The sequence below is a fragment of the Pseudomonas sp. LBUM1645 genome (genome assembly GCF_059716185.1).
In genome coordinates this window covers 4,869,366-4,886,417 of the sequence record NZ_CP166811.1, presented here as the reverse complement: position 1 = coordinate 4,886,417, position 17,052 = coordinate 4,869,366, and the positions used below count along the sequence as shown (strand labels likewise).

The window sequence follows — 17,052 nt, the reverse complement described above, 5'->3', positions numbered from 1 at the left end:
AAGAGGGCGGCCGGTTGGCCGCCTTCTTTCGTTTGGCTTCCGGGACCGGTTTGACTCATGGGTTCGGACCTTCCATTACGTTACGGTTTTGCCTGTTCTTATAACTCCCGGTGATTTGAAATCGAAAGACGTCAAGCGACCATCGGCGTGAGCTTGAAACGCCCCGCGGATGGGAGTACCGTCTGCGCCTTAGAAGGGCACCTCTGGTGTACCTGTGTGTAGGGCAAACGCTCGAAAACAGTGCAGTAGAGAGGCTAGAAAGCGAATCCAGTAGTGTGAGCCGGGACAAAGCCCCTGCCTGCTACGCCAACCTAATTCTGGCGCCGTTTGCCCACATGCCAAAAACCAGTGCCACGCTGCTGATAATCGATGATGACGAAGTAGTGCGCGCGAGCCTCGCCGCCTATTTGGAAGACAGTGGTTTCAGCGTCTTGCAGGCCAGCAATGGCCAGCAGGGTCTTCAGGTATTCGAGCAAGACAAGCCCGACTTGGTCATCTGCGATCTGCGCATGCCACAGATGGGCGGACTCGAACTCATTCGCCAGGTCACCGAGCTGTCGCCACAAACCCCGGTGATCGTGGTTTCGGGCGCCGGCGTGATGAACGACGCGGTCGAGGCCCTGCGCCTGGGCGCGGCGGACTACCTGATCAAGCCTCTCGAAGATCTGGCTGTGCTCGAGCACTCTGTGCGCCGGGCCCTGGATCGTGCGCGCCTGCTGCTGGAAAACCAGCGCTACCGCGAGAAGCTGGAAAAGGCCAACCGCGAGCTCGCCGCCAGCCTGAACCTGCTCCAGGAAGACCAGAACGCCGGTCGCCAGGTGCAGATGAACATGCTGCCGGTCAGCCCCTGGACCATCGACGAGTTCCAGTTTGCTCACCAGATCATCCCGTCGCTGTACCTGTCGGGTGATTTCGTCGACTACTTTCGGGTCGACGAGCGTCGGGTAGCCTTCTACCTGGCGGACGTTTCCGGTCATGGCGCCTCTTCAGCCTTCGTTACCGTGCTGCTGAAGTTCATGACCACGCGCTTGCTGTTCGAGTCCAAGCGCAGCGGCACATTGCCGGAATTCAAGCCTTCAGAGGTCCTTGGTCATATCAACCGAGGCCTGATCAGTTGTAAGCTGGGTAAACACGTCACAATGGTCGGTGGAGTCATCGACGAGGAGACAGGTTTGTTGACCTATAGCATCGGTGGTCATTTGCCGTTGCCTGTGTTGTACACGCCAGACAGTGTTCGTTATCTGGAAGGGCGTGGTCTGCCGGTGGGCCTCTTCAATGAAGCCACCTACGAAGACCACGTACTGGAGCTGCCGCCGACGTTCAGCCTGACGCTGATGTCCGATGGCATTCTGGACCTTTTGCCAGAACCTACACTCAAAGAAAAAGAAGCGGCTTTGCCCCAACGGGTCAAGGCAGCGGGCGGCAGCCTGGATGGTCTGCGGCAGGTTTTTGGATTGGCCACGCTAGGGGAGATGCCGGATGATATCGCCCTGTTGGTGTTGAGCAGGAATCTTTAATGAGTACCGGTAGAATCCAGTTCGCCGAGCAGGATGGCACCTTCGTCCTGAAGTTCGTCGGTGAAGTTCGCCTGACCCTGTGTTCGGCGTTGGATGCGACTATTGAGCGGATCTTCACGGCGTTGAACTTCAACGCAATCGTGATCGACCTGACCGAAACCCGCAGCATCGACAGCACCACCCTTGGCCTTTTGGCCAAGCTGTCGATCCTGTCGCGGCAAAAGGTCGGCTTGCTGCCGACCGTCGTCACCACCCACGAAGACATCACCCGTCTGCTGCAGTCCATGGGCTTCGAGCAAGTGTTCAACATCGTTGACCGCCCGATCCCGTGCCCTGAGTGCCTGACCGACCTGCCAGACCAGGATCAGTCCGAAGAAGTGGTGCGGATCAAAGTGCTCGAAGCGCACAAGATCCTCATGGGCCTGAACGACTCCAATCGTGAAGCATTCCATGATCTGGTGAACGCCCTCGAGCGTCACTGATCCTGTGGCGAGGGAGCTTGCTCCCGCTGGGTTGCGAAGCAGCCCCAAAACCAACGCATAAAAAAGGGCGAACCCATCAAGGTTCGCCCTTTGTGCATCTAGCTAAATCAAATCACAGCTTGGCTTGCAGCAACGCCTCAAGCTTTTCCTGGTCGCGAGCGAACTGACGAATACCCTCAGCCAGTTTCTCGGTCGCCATCGCGTCCTCGTTGGAAAGCCAACGGAACTGCGCTTCATTCAAGATCAAACGAGCTTCACCGGCATGACCTGGGGCCAATTTGCGCTCCAGCTTGCCAGTATCCGCCGCCAGCTTATCGATCAGGTCCGGGCTGATGGTCAGACGGTCGCAACCAGCCAGTTGCTCGATCTGATTCAGGTTACGGAAGCTAGCGCCCATGACCACAGTCTTGTAGTCATTGGCCTTGTAGTAGTTGTAGATGCGCGTCACCGACTGCACGCCCGGATCATCCGCGCCGGTGTAGTCGTTGCCGTTGGCCTTCTTGTACCAGTCGTAGATGCGACCCACGAACGGCGAAATCAGGAATACGCCTGCGTCAGCACACGCCGCAGCCTGAGCGAACGAGAACAGCAACGTCAGGTTGGTCTGAATGCCTTCTTTTTCCAGAATCTCGGCAGCGCGGATGCCTTCCCAGGTGGAAGCGATCTTGATCAGCACGCGGTCACGGCCAATGCCGGCCTTGTCGTACAGGTCGATCAGACGGTGCGCACGCTTCAATACGGCGTCAGTGTCGAACGACAGGCGCGCATCCACTTCGGTGGAAATACGGCCAGGGATCACTTTCAGAATTTCTTGCCCTACCGCAACACCAAAACGGTCGCTGGCCAGGCCCACATCGCCCTTGCAGTCGCTGACGCATGCGTTCAGCAACTCGGCATAACCGGGAATGGCCGCCGCTTTGAGCAGCAGGGAAGGGTTGGTGGTAGCGTCCACGGGTTTAACGCGAGCGATAGCTTCGAAGTCGCCGGTATCGGCAACAACGGTGGTCATTTGTTTGAGTTGTTCCAGCTTGGAAGTCATGGGCGTGCTCTGTCCTATGGGTCTAATGACATTACCCGAGCGCTGACAGCCACTCAAGGGTGTGTGTACGTATCGAGGGCCCCAGCGGCAACATCCGGAAAACGGCTGTTTGAAAGGCGGGGCGCGGTATCGGTAAATACGATGCCAAATCAGACCACAGGTTCAACCCGAGCGACCGTTAACGCCCAGAAGGTCCACGGTCATGACTTCAGTTCGACAATACGTCTCGGAAAACGTCAGGGCGAATAGCGGCGATATGAAGGAGCGATCGTGCAGCCCCAGAAGGGGACCGTCGTCCTTGTTCCCACTCCTGCAGAGTGCGTACGGAAACGCCCAACAGCTCCGCAAACTTCGGTTGCGATAGACCGGTTTTGCTTCGGGCCTCTGCAGCCTCGGTTACTTCAACTTTGTGAACGTCGCCGTGTAGGCCGGCTTTGACTTCAAGAATCGACGCCAACAGTTCTTCGCCAATATTGCGTTTGGCATCCCGTTCCATCAGTTCTTTTTCAGTTAGGGGCATGATTCAGCTCCTTTGCGATTTTGCGCAGCCCATCTTGGCCAAAAATTCAGCGCTGCCGTCTCGCAACGTTACAAATTCGACGTGATCACCTGCGGCCAACCCGAGCGAGGTGCGAACCTGCGCCGGAATGGTAATTCGTCCTTGCGTCGTTAGCCTCGCAGTTGCCATCAATGACACTCCATTAACGTAGCTAGGGATTTTCCGGTTACCGCCCCTCCAACAACTCCGCCGCCTGATCCAGCAACACCAAAGGCTCTTTAGCCTTGTGAATATCCACCGACAACAACTGCCGAAACTTGCGCGCCCCCGGAAACCCGGTACCCAGCCCCAGCACATGGCGAGTGATGTGGTGCATCGAGCCGCCTGCATCGATGTGCGCGGCGATATAAGGCCGCAACTGCGCCAACGCCTCGGCCCGGCTGATCACCGGCGCTGTGCTGCCGAACAGTTTCTGATCCACCTCGGCCATCACATAAGGGTTGTGATAGGCCTCACGGCCCAGCATCACGCCGTCGAACGTCTGCAAATGCTCGTGACAGGCTTCCAGCGTCTTGATCCCGCCGTTGAGAATAATCTCCAACTCCGGAAAATCCGTCTTCAACCGCGCCGCCACGTCATAACGCAGAGGCGGAATGTCGCGGTTCTCCTTCGGCGACAACCCCTCCAGAATCGCAATTCGCGCATGCACCGTAAAACTTGTGCACCCGGCATCCCGAACCGTGCCGACGAAATCACACAACTCCTCGTAACTGTCCCGCCCGTTGATCCCGATCCGGTGCTTCACCGTCACCGGAATCGACACCGCATCCCGCATCGCCTTCACACAATCAGCCACCAACTGCGGATGCCCCATCAGGCACGCACCGATCATATTGTTCTGCACCCGATCACTCGGGCAGCCGACATTCAGATTCACCTCGTCGTAACCGTGCTCCTGCGCCATACGCGCGCACATCGCCAGGTCCAGCGGCACACTGCCGCCGAGCTGCAGGGCGAGCGGGTGCTCGGCTTCGTTGTGACGCAGGAAGCGATCGTGATCGCCGTTGAGGAGGGCGCCGGTGGTGACCATTTCTGTGTAGAGGAGCGCGTGCTTGGAGAGTAGGCGCAGGAAGAAACGGCAATGGCGGTCTGTCCAATCCATCATGGGCGCAACGCTAAACCGTCTGGACACCGTAGAGCCTTTATTTACTTGGGTTGTAGCAAGATTCTGTATCATTTTGCTCTACGCGTTTGAGGCTTATTTGGGGGGGGCGGCGTTTTGTACCAGTGGTTGGTGCAATGTACCAGGTGACCATGGCCACGATCAGAGCAAGGAAACGCACCGACGGCAGCGTCAGCTACACGGCACAAATACGCCTGTTTCGCGACGGTGCCCAAGTTTACCAAGAGAGCCAGATCTTCGCCCGAAAAGTGGCCGCTAAGGCCTGGGTTCGAAATCGCGAGACCGAGCTGGACCAACCAGGCGCTATCGAGCGAGCAGACCGTACGGGCGCGACGATCAAGGAGATGATCGAGCGCTACTTAGCCGAAATGAAGAAGGTGCGGCCACTGGGCAAAACCAAGCTCGCCACGCTCAATGCAATCGGCGAGTCTTATCTTGGCAAGCTGCACGACAACGACATCACCAGTCAGAAGTTGGTGGAGTATGCGCTGTGGCGGATGAGTGAAGAGGGGGGAGACGTCAAACCACAGACGCACTTTCAGGGCATTCAGGCACGCCGTCCGACAGCTATCAATATGCTTAAAGTAGCCGGCTTCGCGTTGTTCTCCACTCGGCGCCAAGAGGAAATCACTCGGATTCAATGGGCCGATCTGGACGAGGTCGACCATCGGGTACTGGTTCGCGATATGAAAAACCCCGGGCAGAAGATCGGCAATGACGTCTGGTGCCATTTGCCGCCAGAAGCCTTGACCATTCTTCAGAAAAGGATCTTTTTTTGGTCAGGTAGGGCCGTTAACCATAGAAAAGATCCATCGTTGGGTTAAAAAACCAAGCCCAATTTCACGCCATATTCCTCCCTGGTTTGTTTGTCGAGGTCAGTCACTGCAAATTGACCATCCAGGTCATAATTGAAGCGGTTGTAGTATAGGGATGCTAAGACCGGAATCGATCCTAGTTGATTAAATAGAAAACTCAGCTCGGCAAAAGGATTGTTGCTATCTTTTAAATCCAGACTCTCGCTGCTGATTCCATGGAGTTTTAGCTGCGAATCACCATTTATTACTCTTCGAATTCCCGCTTCAAAACGCAGGGTTGTAGTGTTGAACCGATGATTGTAGCCAGCAGCAATTTTAGCGAAAGAAGTGCGGCTGGTGAGATCAATGTCGTACTTGTTAGACTCCGGTTGAAATCGATTCCATTTGTATCCTCCGCCCAGCAATAGATCTAAAAAGTTACGCGTGTTCAAATCAGTCCGCCATCCAAGATCCATGTCGACCTGGCCATCCTTTACTGTCTGATTCTTTTCTTCAGAGTACTGCCCGCTTATTTCCGCATGATAGATAAAACCGGTTTGAGCCGTCATTTTGTTGCCAAAGTTGAGAAATAACCCTCCTTCCGGAATGTGTTCGGTGTTTGTGCTTCTGTGCCCTGTGAATTCGAGAACGCTATAGCTTCCCAGCAAGCCAAAGGCGAAAACTGGATCTGTAGGAGATGTAGCGCTAGAAAGTGTTGGGACGGTTCCCGCGAGAAGGCTGGTGACAACAGCAGTAAGATTGGTCCTTTTCATAAGAACTCCATCAGTACGCTACTGGTCTAGGACAGACCGACACTTATGACGATAGCTGTTTTTTTTGTGTTGGATCGCTGTCCCCCATGGTGAATCAGTGAATAGATCAAGTCGTCCGTTTTTTAGGTGGTCCGCATGGCTGCACCTGGCCGATATTTGCCTTATGTAACGCGGTTAGCCACACCGCAAAGGCCGGTAAAAGGGAACTCGGTGGTGCGGGAGAGCGGGGCGGGTGCGGGGGGTTAGACGAGTCTTGCAGCAGTTCTTCAGCGCGTGTGAGTGAAGGAAGTCGAAGAATCAGAGAAATGGGCCAACGGGGCGTCCAGGTGGGCGCCCCTTTGTGACGTCAGGACGGTTCAGCATCCATACGTCGCGCAACGACATCCAGCACATCGCAGCCATCGCGCAAGGGTATGCAGCAAAGCATTGCGAAGTCGCTGAGTATCACCGAGTCCGTGGTGATGTCGCCGCGCATCGCGAGGTTTTCCAGGATCTGTGTTACCGCGCCAATTCGGTAGCGTGCGGTGCTGAGCAGTGAGTGCAGCGGTTGGGTGGTGTTTACATACAGCGAGGGAAGGTCGTCGGCGTTGCTGGTTAAAGCCATATATTCTTTCATGAGTGGTTACCAATTGTAGGTGGAAGACCTACCACTCAATTGTCGCCAAACAAAAGGGTGGTAGCTGTACGCGGGTTGGCGAACCGGACAATGGTAAAACCGGCAGACCCGAAGGTCTCCCACGCACAGCCACCAAAAAACAGGTAGCCAAGTGCGTTCAGAAACCCTCCGAGAAGAGCTCGGAGGTTTCTTTACCGTTGTCATCGAGTCGCCAAACCCGATACGTCATACGGACGCGGATCGGACTATAGGCCTCGTGACAAAGGCACAGCAATGCGCAAGTGTACGGACAATTCCCAGAGTCGTGTAGGACGTTGCTCTTTTAACAGTTTGTCTGGGCAACACCCTTTTGTGCGTCAAGAAATCACTACCTGAACCAACGCTGTCGCCGAGCAAAGTTTCATAATTCCCGGCGGGCTCGCGGCATAGGATGACTACCTAAGGTCCCCGCGCTTCCAACCCACAGGAAACTGAAAAATGATCTCGAACTTCTTAAAAATCGTGCTGATCGGTGGTGCGTTGCTATTGAGCGCCTGCTCGGGTGCAAGCACCCATAGCGAATATTCGGAAGCCACCTTGCCGTCTGCCGGTTTTGGTCCGGGGCCTACCAACAACCCCAATAAGATGAATTTCCATGGCAGTGCGCTCGGCAACAGCTTCGGCGAGTACAGTTCGGGGTTGTTGCACGACGATTAACGGCGGAAGTGTTTCCGCCGTTTTGCGTTTTGCCTGATGTGCCGTGTGCTTTGGGTTGGCGACTGCTGCGCAGTCGGACGCAGGCTTCGCCAGCTGCTACATGGATTGTGTACGTGCGGCTATTTGGGCTCCGGTGTCGCTATCCATTGGCCCAAAACTTTTTGGTAGTTGCCTGTGACTTTGGCCAGGTGCAACCACTGATCGACGTACAACTTCCAAGTCATGTCATCACGCGGTAGCAAGTAAGCCTTCTCGCCATACTGCATGAATTGCTTCGGATTCACCGCGCACAGACCGGGTTTGAGTTTCTGCTGATAGAGCGCTTCCGAGGCGTCGGTGATCATCACGTCAGCCTTCTTGTCCAGCAGCTCCTGAAAGATGGTTACGTTGTCGTGAAGGCGTAATTGAGCCTTGGGTAGAAAGGCATGAACAAAGGCTTCGTTGGTGCCGCCGGCCGGTTCGACCAAACGAACCGAAGGCTGGTTGATTTGCTCGACGGTCTGGTACAACGCCTGATCTTCGCAGCGCACCAGCGGGATTTTGCCGTCGACGTCCAGCGTGGTGCTGAAGAAGGCCTTTTTCTGGCGCTCCAGCGTGACCGAGATGCCGCCGACGCCGATGTCGCATTTGCCTGCGAGCATGTCAGGCATCAGGGTTTTCCAGGTGGTCTGCACCCACTCGACCTTCACGCCCAGGCTGTCGGCCAGCGAGCGGGCCATGGCGATGTCGATGCCCGAGTATTCGCCGTCCTCGGCTTTGACGGTATAGGGTTTGTAGTCGCCTGTTGTGCACACGCGCAATTGGCCCTGTTGGATGACGCTGTCCAGATGCGATTGCTCTGCCTGAGCGGCAAACGATAGAGCGAGCAGGCCACCGAGCATCATTGTGCTTTTCAGGTTGTTCATTGTTATCCGGCTTCCATGATGGAGTGGGGGCTGAGAGTACTTACATTTTGCTGCACCGCTCAACATCATCCTGGGTTTTCAATTCGGTCTCGATTCCCAACCGATATTTGCAGTAATCAATAATCCACGCGCGTTGCTCATCCGTCAGGCGTTCCACTTTTCGAGTGTCGCCGTCATTGGCGTGGATGTTGTAGAACTTGATTTGCAGGGTTGGGTGTTTCTTGATGAAGGGGATTGTTTCGACCTCGGCATCTTCAACGGCATTGTAGTAACCGAGATTCAGCACGCCCAACAAGATCAGCGCGGCAACAGCGATCAGTTTTTTCATCCTTGAGACTCAGTGGGGGAATGGGTGGGGGCGATGGATAACACCAGAAGCTTATAAATACTCCCGGATTTCCTTCCAGACGTATCCGTAGCTGTAGCGCAGCCAAGCGATTTTCACTTTCGCGAAAGTGCGACGAACCCTACTCGACGCTCGTGCGCTCAACGTTTTTTCGATTTCACTCAGTAACCAGTCATCCTTGAAACCCGTCCAGATGGGTGGAACGGCCACTTCCAGGTTCCAGAAACAGACCGGTGCGACTTCTGTGTAAAGGATGTCTTCTACGGCTTTTAAGTCGTATGGCCGAATTTGTTCGGCGATGTAGGCGTAGTCGACCGGGTTGTCTACAAACGCCTCAGCCAGTGCTATCCGGATGCTCGCTTTCTGTTCCGGGGTCAGAGCGGCATTGATGGACATGCCTGTTCCTTCAGGGTGGTCGTTGTGGTGGTTTTACCACAGAGCGACCGATTACAGCGCCTGGCGTGCCGTAACGATCGACCAGCTATTACCCCGCCATCTCCATTTCCGGACTCAACGTCCCCAACCAAGCCACCAACCCCACAATCAACACCGCCGCTGTCAACTCAACCACCACGCTGCGCCGTAGCGTATTCGCTGCGACCCGATATTGACCCTCACGCAACGACCGCTGCAAAAACGGCCCCAGGTGAAACCGGTTCAACGCGGCGAGCACCAGCATCCCGGCAAACAGCGCGATTTTGATGGACAGCAAAATCCCGTAGGTACTGAGCAATACGTCGTCGAGCGTTGGGCCCACGATGAACAGGTAATTCACCACTCCCGTGACCATGATGACGGCCACGATCACCGCGCCCACCCATTCAAATCGGCTGACTGCACGAGCCAGTAATCTGATGCGTTCCTCGGTTTGCAGATCGTTGATCTTTGCCATCAAGGCAAGCGCGACCAGCGCACCGAACCAGGCTCCCGAAGCCAGCAGATGCAAGATGTCAGTGATGAAATGCCAGTAACGACGGCTGCCTTCATCCATCGCTCCATGACCGCTCCAGGCCAGGCTGGCCAAGGCGATAGCGCCGGCAAAAGACGCGATCAGCAGGCTGAATCCGGGCGCACGGTGATTGAGCATCACCGCCAGACTGGCGATAACCAGCGCGATGATGCGCACGACCCAGGCCAACCCGACATCCGTCTCAAGCACCATCATCTCGATATGCGGACGCAGCTCGGCAAAGTCCGACTCCCCGCTCATGGCGCTCGCCATCGTCACCATGCTGGGGACAGAAAGCAGCACGCCCAGCAACGCAGACCCTGTCAACATCGACCGAAACGGCAATACCGCGCCCGATATCCGTTCCTGTCCTTTAAGGCTGTAGAGCCCAAACAGCGCCAGCCCAAACAACAGCATCAAATCCACATACAACCCAAAGCGCAGGGCAATGCTGACCGAGTCGCTCATCAATCACTTCACTTTGAACGTGACGTTGCCGGTGATTGGGTGGGTGTCCGACGACACTGCGCGCCATTCGACTTTGTAGGTGCCGGCAGGCAGTGGCGAAAGCGGTGTGATGACCATGGTTTTCGGATCACTACCCCCAGAGACTTTGGCCTTCATGGGCATGGGGGAGTGCGCCATGCCGGGCATTTCCGTCATGACCAGTTTTGCACCGGAAAACTGGGTCATGAGGCTTTCGGAAAAGTGCAGTTCGATTTTGCCGGGTGCCGCGCCATCCGCACCTTCCGCCGGAGTGGAGGAGAGCAGTTTCGGGTGCGCTTGAGCGAGCGAGCTCATGAGCAGTCCAATGGCAACAGCGGTCGTTTTAATCATGCGCATGCAAGGCCTCTTACCGCTTTAAGCGGTTGTTTTTTTGGTTGTTGAGTTAATGCGTTTAGAACCACAGGCGAACACCGAGAACCAGGCGTGCTTCGCTGCGATTCTCACCTTCATCGTTGGCGTAGTCGGCGGTTTTGCCGTAGGTGCGGTTCCAGGTCACGCCGATGTAAGGCGCGATTTCCCGGCGGATTTCATAGCGCAGTCGCAGACCGGCTTCGGTGTTGGATAACCCGGAACCGATACCCCGTTGCGGATCGTTTTTGCCGTAGACGTTGAGCTCGGCGGTCGGCTGCAGGATGAGCCGGTTGGTCAGCAGGATGTCGTAGTCGCCCTCCAGTCGCGCGGCTGTTTGGCCGCCTTCGCCGATGAAGGCGGTGGCCTCGGCTTCGAAGTTGTACAGCGCCATGCCTTGCACGCCAAACGCGGCCCAGGTTTGCGGGTCGCCGGGTTTGAAATCCTGGCGAATGCCGGTCACCACGTCCCACCACGGGGAGATCGCGTGGCCCCACAGGGCCTGGATTTCGGCGTCTTCGGTTTTGCCGTTGGTGCGTTCGCCTTCGGAGCGCAGCCACAGGCGATCGATGTCGCCGCCGATCCAGCCGGAGAGATCCCAGGCCAGGGTGCTGCCGTCGTCAGCGTCCTGCCATTCGAGTTTATCGGCGAGGAAGTAATGGTTGAGCGCTGTGTCATGCACCTTGTGGCCGGCCGGACTGGCGTACACAGCGGCGCGGTCGGCGTCGGTCAGTGCCGGGATCGGCGTGCGGCTTTCGGTCGGCGCGGCGGGCTGCATCTGGCTGTCGTCCATGCTTTGCATTTGGCTAGGGTCCATGCCCTGCATCTGGCTGTGATCCATGTTCTGCATGTCGTCGGTGGCGGCCATCGCCGAAGAGAGCGTCAGGCTCGCGGTCACGAGTGCCAAAGAGATTGGAGTGAGTCTGGTCATGGGTAGGCGCCTCATTCTTCCACGCGAACTTCACGGAACATGCCCATTTCCATGTGGTACAGGAGGTGGCAGTGATAGGCCCAGCGGCCGAGCGCATCGGCGGTGACCCGATAGCTGCGTCGGGAACCGGGCGGCATGTCGATGGTGTGTTTGCGCACCATGAACTCGCCGTTCTCGTCTTCGAGGTCGCTCCACATGCCGTGCAGATGGATCGGGTGGGTCATCATCGTGTCGTTGACCAGCACCACCCGAACCCGCTCGCCATATTTGAGGCGCACAGGTTCGGCGTCGGAGAACTTCACGCCGTTGAACGACCAGGCGAATTTCTCCATGTGGCCGGTGAGGTGCAGTTCGATCGTACGGCTCGGGTCGCGGCCGTCCGGGTCTTCGAAGGTGCTGCGCAGGTCGGAATAGGTCAGGACGCGGCGGCCGTTGTTGCGCAGGCCAAGGCCGGGATCGTCGAGTTTGGGGGCGGTGGTCATGGCTTGCATGTCCACCAGCGGGTTGTCTTTTTCCGTCTCGGGATGGGACTGCATGCCGGGCATGGCCATGGCGCTGTGATCCATGCCCGCCATGCTGCCGTGATCCATTCCGCCCATGCCCATGTCATCCATGGTCACCAGCGGTCGAGGGTCCAGCGGCGGCACCGGCGCGGATAAACCAGCCTTCGCTGCAAGCGTGCCGCGTGCAAAGCCAGTCCGATCCATCGACTGGGCGAAGAGGGTGTAAGCCGCTTCGGTCGGCTCGACAATCACATCGAAGGTCTCCGCCACCGCAATGCGAAACTCATCGACACTCACCGGTTTGACGTGCAGCCCATCCGCAGCGACCACCGTCATTTTGAGCCCGGGAATGCGCACGTCGAAGTACGTCATGCCGGAGCCATTGATGAAGCGCAGGCGCAGCTTCTCGCCCGGCCGGAACACGCCCGTCCAGTTCGAGTTCGGCGCCTGGCCGTTCATCAAGTAGGTGTAAGTTGCGCCGCTGACGTCGGCCAGGTCCGTGGGATTCATCTTCATTTCGGCCCACATCTTTCGATCGGCGACCGTGGAGCCCCAACCTTTCTCGCTGACGTCGTGGATGAAATCACCCACGGTGGGCTTGTTGTAGTTGTAGTAATCGGACTGTTTTTTCAGCGTCTTCATCAGGCTGACCGGATCTTCATCGGTCCAGTCGGTCAGCATCACCACGTAATCGCGGTCGTACTGGAACGGCTCCGGTTCCTTGGCGTCAATCACCAACGGCCCGTAAACGCCGGACTGCTCCTGAAAACCCGAATGGCTGTGGTACCAGTAAGTGCCGTTCTGCCGGACCTTGAACTGGTAGACGTACATGCCATCCGGCTCGATGCCGTGAAAGCTCAGCCCCGGCACGCCGTCCATGTTGGCCGGCAGCAAGATGCCGTGCCAGTGAATGGAGGTGTCGGCGTTGAGTTTGTTCTTCACCCGCAGCGTCACCGTGTCACCTTCGCGCCAACGCAGCAGGGGCCCGGGAATACCGCCGTTGATGGTCATTGCGATGCGCGGGTTGCCGGTGATGTTGACCGGGGTTTCGCCGATGAGCAGGTCGAAATCGGTGCCGGCCAGCACCTGAGGCTCGCCGGGACTGGTGACCGCCCAGACAGGCGTGCGCCATAACCCGAAGCCGCCGAGGAGCCCGCCCGCGGCCAGCCCCTTCACGAAGGTGCGTCTTGATGTGTTGGAATGCATGCCGTTTTCCCGGTCCGTCAGCTTGGATGGAGCTTGACGACGAGGCTAACGGGCGGTGCCTTTCAGCAGGCTGAGGCGGGGATTACAGTTTTGACAGGTTCATCCCGTATTTATTGGCGTGTACCGGGCGTTGACGCTGCGGCCACAGTGCCGCCACCGCAATTGATATACGAAGACGACTTCAACCAGCGTTGATCCGGATAGTAAGAAAACAACAACTGCCCATCTTTCATCGAATCAATCAACTTATGCGCAATCGCCGGCCGCACAGCCGGACACCCCAGGCTTCTACCGATCCGGCCATTCGCTCGGGCAAGAACCGGGCTGACATAGGGCGCGCCGTGAATAACGATCGCCCGCTCAAATGCGTTGTCGTTGAAACCCGGCTCCAGACCTTCCATGCGCAAGGAATAACCGTTCTGGCCGACATAGCTCGACTGGGTGCGGTACAAACCGAGGCTGGTGGCAAAGCTTTCATTCTGGTTGGAGAACTTGACCGCCATGTTTTCGCCGCTGTTGCGACCGTGGGCAACCAGTTCGTGGAACAGCAATTTGCGTTTCTTCAGATCGAACACCCACAACCGTTGTTCGGTCGAAGGCAATGAGTAGTCGATGACAGCAAGTCTTTGGACAGGTGCTTTACCTTGGGCCAAGCTGCATTGGGTAGCGCGTACGGCCAGCCCGATGACTTTGGCGTTGGCGCCTGGTGCTGCTTTGAGCAGCGCGGCTTCAAGCGAATCGGCGTAGGCTGCCGGTACCGAAACTAACGTCAGCAGCAAGGCCGTGAATAGGAAACCAAAGCGGTCTAGTGCCATATGTAAGTCTCACATTAATGTTTCGAGTCTAGCAGTGTGCAGGATGCTAGCCGTTGAATACGGGGCGATTAAGGATTATCCATGGGGCAGTTAACAAGGTTATTCGTCATAAGCCGCATCTTTTTTATGGGCTTTCTGATCAGCGGCACAGCGATTGCAGAAACTTCGCCGATTGAGGCGGCATCTGCAGTCATCAGCAGAACTGGCGCAGCACCTGACGATTACGTCGCTCAAACGATTCAGGCGGCACTTGAGCCATTGAGTTCATCGTTTCCACCCTTGCTCACTTCCCGTGGCCATCAACGGGTGGACCCGAGTCGCGTGGTCATGGATTTTTACATGCATCGGAGTTATCGCTCGGCCTGGGCGAACGACAGCGATGTCATCCAGTTATTGAAAAGCCTGAGCGAGACCCAGGCCGATGGATTAGACCCTGCGGACTTTCATATTGATGAGTTGGCGAAGGCCAGAGCATCGATGCAGGCAGCAGAGCCGACGGTGGCGCAACGGGCGGCGTTCGATATCGCGGCCACCCGGACCTTTATCACGGCGCTGCTGCAATTGCGGCGCGGCAAGGTTGACCCTTCGCGTCTGGACATCCATTGGAATTTCGACCCTGTCGGCGCCGATCCTCGTGGAGACATGAATAACTTGTTCGCCGCGCTCGATGCTCATGACGTGGCGCGCGCTTTCGCCGAAGCGCCACCACAAGAGGCGGTTTACCGCAGCCTGCGCGTGGGCCTGGCGCAACTGCGCAAGGTTAGGGACGCGGGTGGCTGGCCGAAGATTGCCGAAGGCCAATCGCTCAAGCCAGGCATGGATGACGCCTCTGTCGCGCAGTTGCGAGCACGTTTGGTGGTGGGTGGTTATCTGGCCCCATCAAAGAAGCAACGCACTGATTACGACGACAGCGTCGCCGCGGCGGTGAAAAAGTATCAGACCGAGCAATACCTGGGGGCGGATGGCGTGGCGGGGGCCGCGACACTGGCTGCGTTGAATGTGCCCGTAGAGGCGCGGATCGACCAGGTTCGGGTGAACATGGAGCGTGCGCGTTGGTTGCTGTTCAAACTTCAGGGCACTTTTGTCATCGTTGATATTGCGGGCTACAAAGTGGCGCTTTATCGCGACGGTAAGGCGATATGGCGTTCCCGGGTTCAGGTCGGTAAGCCGTTCCGCAGTACGCCGGTGTTTCAATCCGAGATTACTTATGTAACGTTCAACCCCACTTGGACTGTGCCACCGACGATCCTCGTCAAAGATATGCTGCCGAAGATTCAACGAGATCCTGGATACCTTGCTGCCAACCGTATAAGAGCCCTTGATCGAGAGGGGAATGTGCTCGATCCGTCGACCGTCGACTGGGATAACGCGCGCGGTATCACGCTGCGACAGGATGCCGGGCCGGATAATTCGCTGGGGCAGGTGGTCATTCGGTTTCCCAATGAATATTCGATTTACCTCCACGACACGCCGCATCGCGAGTTGTTTGCCCAATCGCGCCGAGCCACCAGTTCAGGCTGCATACGGGTGGAAAACCCGCTGCAGTTAGTAGAGTTACTGTTCAACGACCCGGTTCGTTGGAACAGCGCCGGGATACAGGCCCAGTTGGCTAACGGCAAGACCGAAAACATCAGGCTGCCCGTCAAGGTACCGGTGCTGTTGGCTTACTGGACCGTGGACCTGAGTAACGATGGTCGAGTGATGTTTAAACCCGATGTCTACGGGTACGATTCAGCAGTACTACGGGGACTGAATCTGCCTTCGGAACTGCCCGTTCTGGATGTGCGACGAGCAGGAACTTCCACTGTCGCGACGGGGCTAAACCGGCAATGGCCGTGAAGGAAGCGGGACTTGCAGGTCATTGATGCACCTACGATGCAAGCGCTCTGCGTCAACCTTTGCGCTCCGTCGCAGATACCGGAGTTGGTAAAGCCCCAAGGTTGGCTCACCCGTGGAAACTATCACAATGCAAAATAGTTACCGATCATCGATGTGAAGGGATAGGGAATTGACCATGGAAGTTGCGCAAAAAAGAACCTCACTCATCACCGGTATGCTTGATGTGCATGACCTCGATGAGTGCCGCAACATCCAAAAAGGTGCCGTGTTTATCATTGCCTCGGGGGCGTCCGCTAAAGATTTTCCGCAGGAAAGGTTTGCAGACGTTCCGATGATCACGATGAATGGTGCCATCTCCATGTTCTCCAAGACAGGTATCAAGCCGTTCTTTTATGCCTGTACGGATCAAGGCTTTTCCCAGCAGCAACCCGAACTGTTTTCACAGGCCATGCGTATTAGTCAGCGGGTTGCACTGTGGCAAGAGCACATCTGGCATACGAAGGTAGCGCCTGAGGGCGAACTGTATTTACTCGGACGAGCACCCAAGCTCTCCTGGACAGACCTGGTTTTCAGGGCCGATAAAGAACTCGTCAGAAGTCGCAAGCTCGGAAATGGCCGCAATAGAACCCTCGGTTTCAGCAAGAACCTTAAACGCGGTTTTTTTGATGCCCGCACCGTGGCTTATCTGGCTTTGCAAATTGCGTATCACGTGGGGTTTACCAAAGTGTTTTTGGTAGGTGTCGACTTGAATCAGTCGGTGAGCCGTTTTTACGAAAAACCCGGCACGTTTGCCTCGCCATGCCTGCTCGATCAGCATTTTTATACGAGAATCCTGCCGTCGTTCGAGATCTTGTCCAAGTACGTCGTGGATGAAGATTTTCAGGTCTACAACCTGTCCAGTTCCTCAAGGATTCCGGATGAGCTCATTCCTCGAGTGACATTGGATGAAATCGACAAGTTGATCTAAAGGTTGTTTGTGCGTTATTGAAATGGGCGCCCGCGAGGCGCCCATTTTTTTGTTTGTAACTTAGTGACCGTCAACCGTTCGGCACTTGCGTCGGGTCTGCAAAAAAGCGTCGCCTAAGCTTTGATTTATCCGGACAT

The 17,052-nt window shown here is 56.5% G+C and carries 19 protein-coding genes and 1 pseudogene; 6 read left to right on the top strand and 14 right to left on the bottom strand.

Going from position 1 to position 17,052, the window contains the following annotated elements; all coding sequences use genetic code 11:
* Nucleotides 1-335: 335 nt before the first annotated feature.
* Both rssB and rssC read left to right on the top strand, forming a co-directional pair.
* On the top strand, nt 336-1,517 hold the full coding sequence (rssB, locus tag ACA079_RS22120; protein WP_010456296.1) for a two-component system response regulator RssB: 1,182 nt from the start codon (nt 336-338) through the stop codon (nt 1,515-1,517).
* The gene (rssC, locus tag ACA079_RS22115) at nt 1,517-1,999 is read left to right on the top strand and encodes an anti-sigma factor antagonist RssC (RefSeq protein WP_007935262.1); all 483 of its coding nucleotides are present in this window, start codon (nt 1,517-1,519) and stop codon (nt 1,997-1,999) included. Before rssB ends, rssC begins: the two co-directional genes overlap by 1 nt.
* A gap of 112 nt (nt 2,000-2,111) precedes the next feature.
* Here the strand turns inward: rssC and tal are convergent, their stop codons facing one another.
* The 4 genes from tal to dusA all read right to left on the bottom strand — a co-directional run bounded on the left by tal (nt 2,112) and on the right by dusA (nt 4,774).
* Nucleotides 2,112-3,038, bottom strand: a complete 927-nt coding sequence (gene tal, locus ACA079_RS22110; protein WP_497700950.1) for a transaldolase — start codon at nt 3,036-3,038, stop codon at nt 2,112-2,114.
* Nucleotides 3,039-3,246: 208 nt separating this feature from the next.
* Complete coding sequence (locus ACA079_RS22105) at nt 3,247-3,558, bottom strand: helix-turn-helix domain-containing protein (protein ID WP_497700949.1); 312 nt, start codon at nt 3,556-3,558, stop codon at nt 3,247-3,249.
* 3 nt (nt 3,559-3,561) lie between these two features.
* Nucleotides 3,562-3,726, bottom strand: coding sequence for an AbrB/MazE/SpoVT family DNA-binding domain-containing protein (locus tag ACA079_RS22100; protein WP_497700948.1), 165 nt, complete (start codon nt 3,724-3,726; stop codon nt 3,562-3,564).
* A gap of 37 nt (nt 3,727-3,763) precedes the next feature.
* A complete protein-coding gene (dusA, locus tag ACA079_RS22095; protein WP_497700947.1) occupies nt 3,764-4,774 on the bottom strand; it encodes a tRNA dihydrouridine(20/20a) synthase DusA in 1,011 nt (336 codons plus the stop codon).
* 77 nt (nt 4,775-4,851) lie between these two features.
* Here dusA and ACA079_RS22090 point away from each other — a divergent pair.
* Nucleotides 4,852-5,481: pseudogene (locus tag ACA079_RS22090) on the top strand (site-specific integrase); the annotation flags it as partial.
* Nucleotides 5,482-5,540: 59 nt separating this feature from the next.
* Here the strand turns inward: ACA079_RS22090 and ACA079_RS22085 are convergent.
* Together ACA079_RS22085 and ACA079_RS22080 are read right to left on the bottom strand one after the other, a co-directional pair.
* Nucleotides 5,541-6,287 (bottom strand): hypothetical protein, encoded by a 747-nt coding sequence (locus ACA079_RS22085; RefSeq protein WP_497700946.1) that lies wholly within the window; start codon nt 6,285-6,287, stop codon nt 5,541-5,543.
* Nucleotides 6,288-6,633: 346 nt separating this feature from the next.
* Nucleotides 6,634-6,903 carry a hypothetical protein gene (locus ACA079_RS22080; RefSeq protein WP_046057033.1) on the bottom strand — a complete coding sequence of 90 codons (270 nt, stop codon included), beginning with the start codon at nt 6,901-6,903 and terminating at the stop codon, nt 6,634-6,636.
* Nucleotides 6,904-7,380: 477 nt separating this feature from the next.
* Here ACA079_RS22080 and ACA079_RS22075 point away from each other — a divergent pair, with 477 nt between their 5' ends.
* The gene (locus tag ACA079_RS22075; RefSeq protein WP_497700945.1) at nt 7,381-7,599 is read left to right on the top strand and encodes a hypothetical protein; all 219 of its coding nucleotides are present in this window, start codon (nt 7,381-7,383) and stop codon (nt 7,597-7,599) included.
* Between the two features lie 119 nt (nt 7,600-7,718).
* Here ACA079_RS22075 and ACA079_RS22070 read toward each other — a convergent pair whose 3' ends face one another.
* The 8 genes from ACA079_RS22070 to ACA079_RS22035 all read right to left on the bottom strand — a co-directional run bounded on the left by ACA079_RS22070 (nt 7,719) and on the right by ACA079_RS22035 (nt 14,109).
* Nucleotides 7,719-8,504 carry a transporter substrate-binding domain-containing protein gene (locus ACA079_RS22070; RefSeq protein WP_218537388.1) on the bottom strand — a complete coding sequence of 262 codons (786 nt, stop codon included), beginning with the start codon at nt 8,502-8,504 and terminating at the stop codon, nt 7,719-7,721.
* A gap of 40 nt (nt 8,505-8,544) precedes the next feature.
* Nucleotides 8,545-8,832, bottom strand: coding sequence for a hypothetical protein (locus ACA079_RS22065; RefSeq protein WP_497700944.1), 288 nt, complete (start codon nt 8,830-8,832; stop codon nt 8,545-8,547).
* Between the two features lie 51 nt (nt 8,833-8,883).
* Complete coding sequence (locus ACA079_RS22060) at nt 8,884-9,240, bottom strand: DUF7079 family protein (protein ID WP_497704359.1); 357 nt, start codon at nt 9,238-9,240, stop codon at nt 8,884-8,886.
* A gap of 94 nt (nt 9,241-9,334) precedes the next feature.
* Complete coding sequence (copD, locus tag ACA079_RS22055) at nt 9,335-10,267, bottom strand: copper homeostasis membrane protein CopD (protein ID WP_497700943.1); 933 nt, start codon at nt 10,265-10,267, stop codon at nt 9,335-9,337.
* Nucleotides 10,268-10,270: 3 nt separating this feature from the next.
* The gene (gene copC / locus ACA079_RS22050; protein WP_497700942.1) at nt 10,271-10,642 is read right to left on the bottom strand and encodes a copper homeostasis periplasmic binding protein CopC; all 372 of its coding nucleotides are present in this window, start codon (nt 10,640-10,642) and stop codon (nt 10,271-10,273) included.
* A gap of 55 nt (nt 10,643-10,697) precedes the next feature.
* Nucleotides 10,698-11,585: a copper resistance protein B gene (locus tag ACA079_RS22045; RefSeq protein WP_497700941.1), complete on the bottom strand. Its 888-nt coding sequence runs from the start codon at nt 11,583-11,585 to the stop codon at nt 10,698-10,700.
* Between the two features lie 11 nt (nt 11,586-11,596).
* Complete coding sequence (locus ACA079_RS22040; RefSeq protein WP_497700940.1) at nt 11,597-13,294, bottom strand: copper resistance system multicopper oxidase; 1,698 nt, start codon at nt 13,292-13,294, stop codon at nt 11,597-11,599.
* Nucleotides 13,295-13,404: 110 nt separating this feature from the next.
* The gene (locus tag ACA079_RS22035) at nt 13,405-14,109 is read right to left on the bottom strand and encodes a murein L,D-transpeptidase catalytic domain family protein (protein WP_497700939.1); all 705 of its coding nucleotides are present in this window, start codon (nt 14,107-14,109) and stop codon (nt 13,405-13,407) included.
* An 81-nt stretch (nt 14,110-14,190) separates the two neighbouring features.
* Here ACA079_RS22035 and ACA079_RS22030 point away from each other — a divergent pair, with 81 nt between their 5' ends.
* Both ACA079_RS22030 and ACA079_RS22025 read left to right on the top strand, forming a co-directional pair.
* Nucleotides 14,191-15,948, top strand: a complete 1,758-nt coding sequence (locus tag ACA079_RS22030; protein ID WP_497700938.1) for a L,D-transpeptidase family protein — start codon at nt 14,191-14,193, stop codon at nt 15,946-15,948.
* Between the two features lie 175 nt (nt 15,949-16,123).
* Nucleotides 16,124-16,915, top strand: a complete 792-nt coding sequence (locus tag ACA079_RS22025; protein WP_497700937.1) for a WaaZ-like lipopolysaccharide core biosynthesis protein — start codon at nt 16,124-16,126, stop codon at nt 16,913-16,915.
* Nucleotides 16,916-17,052: the final 137 nt, after the last annotated feature.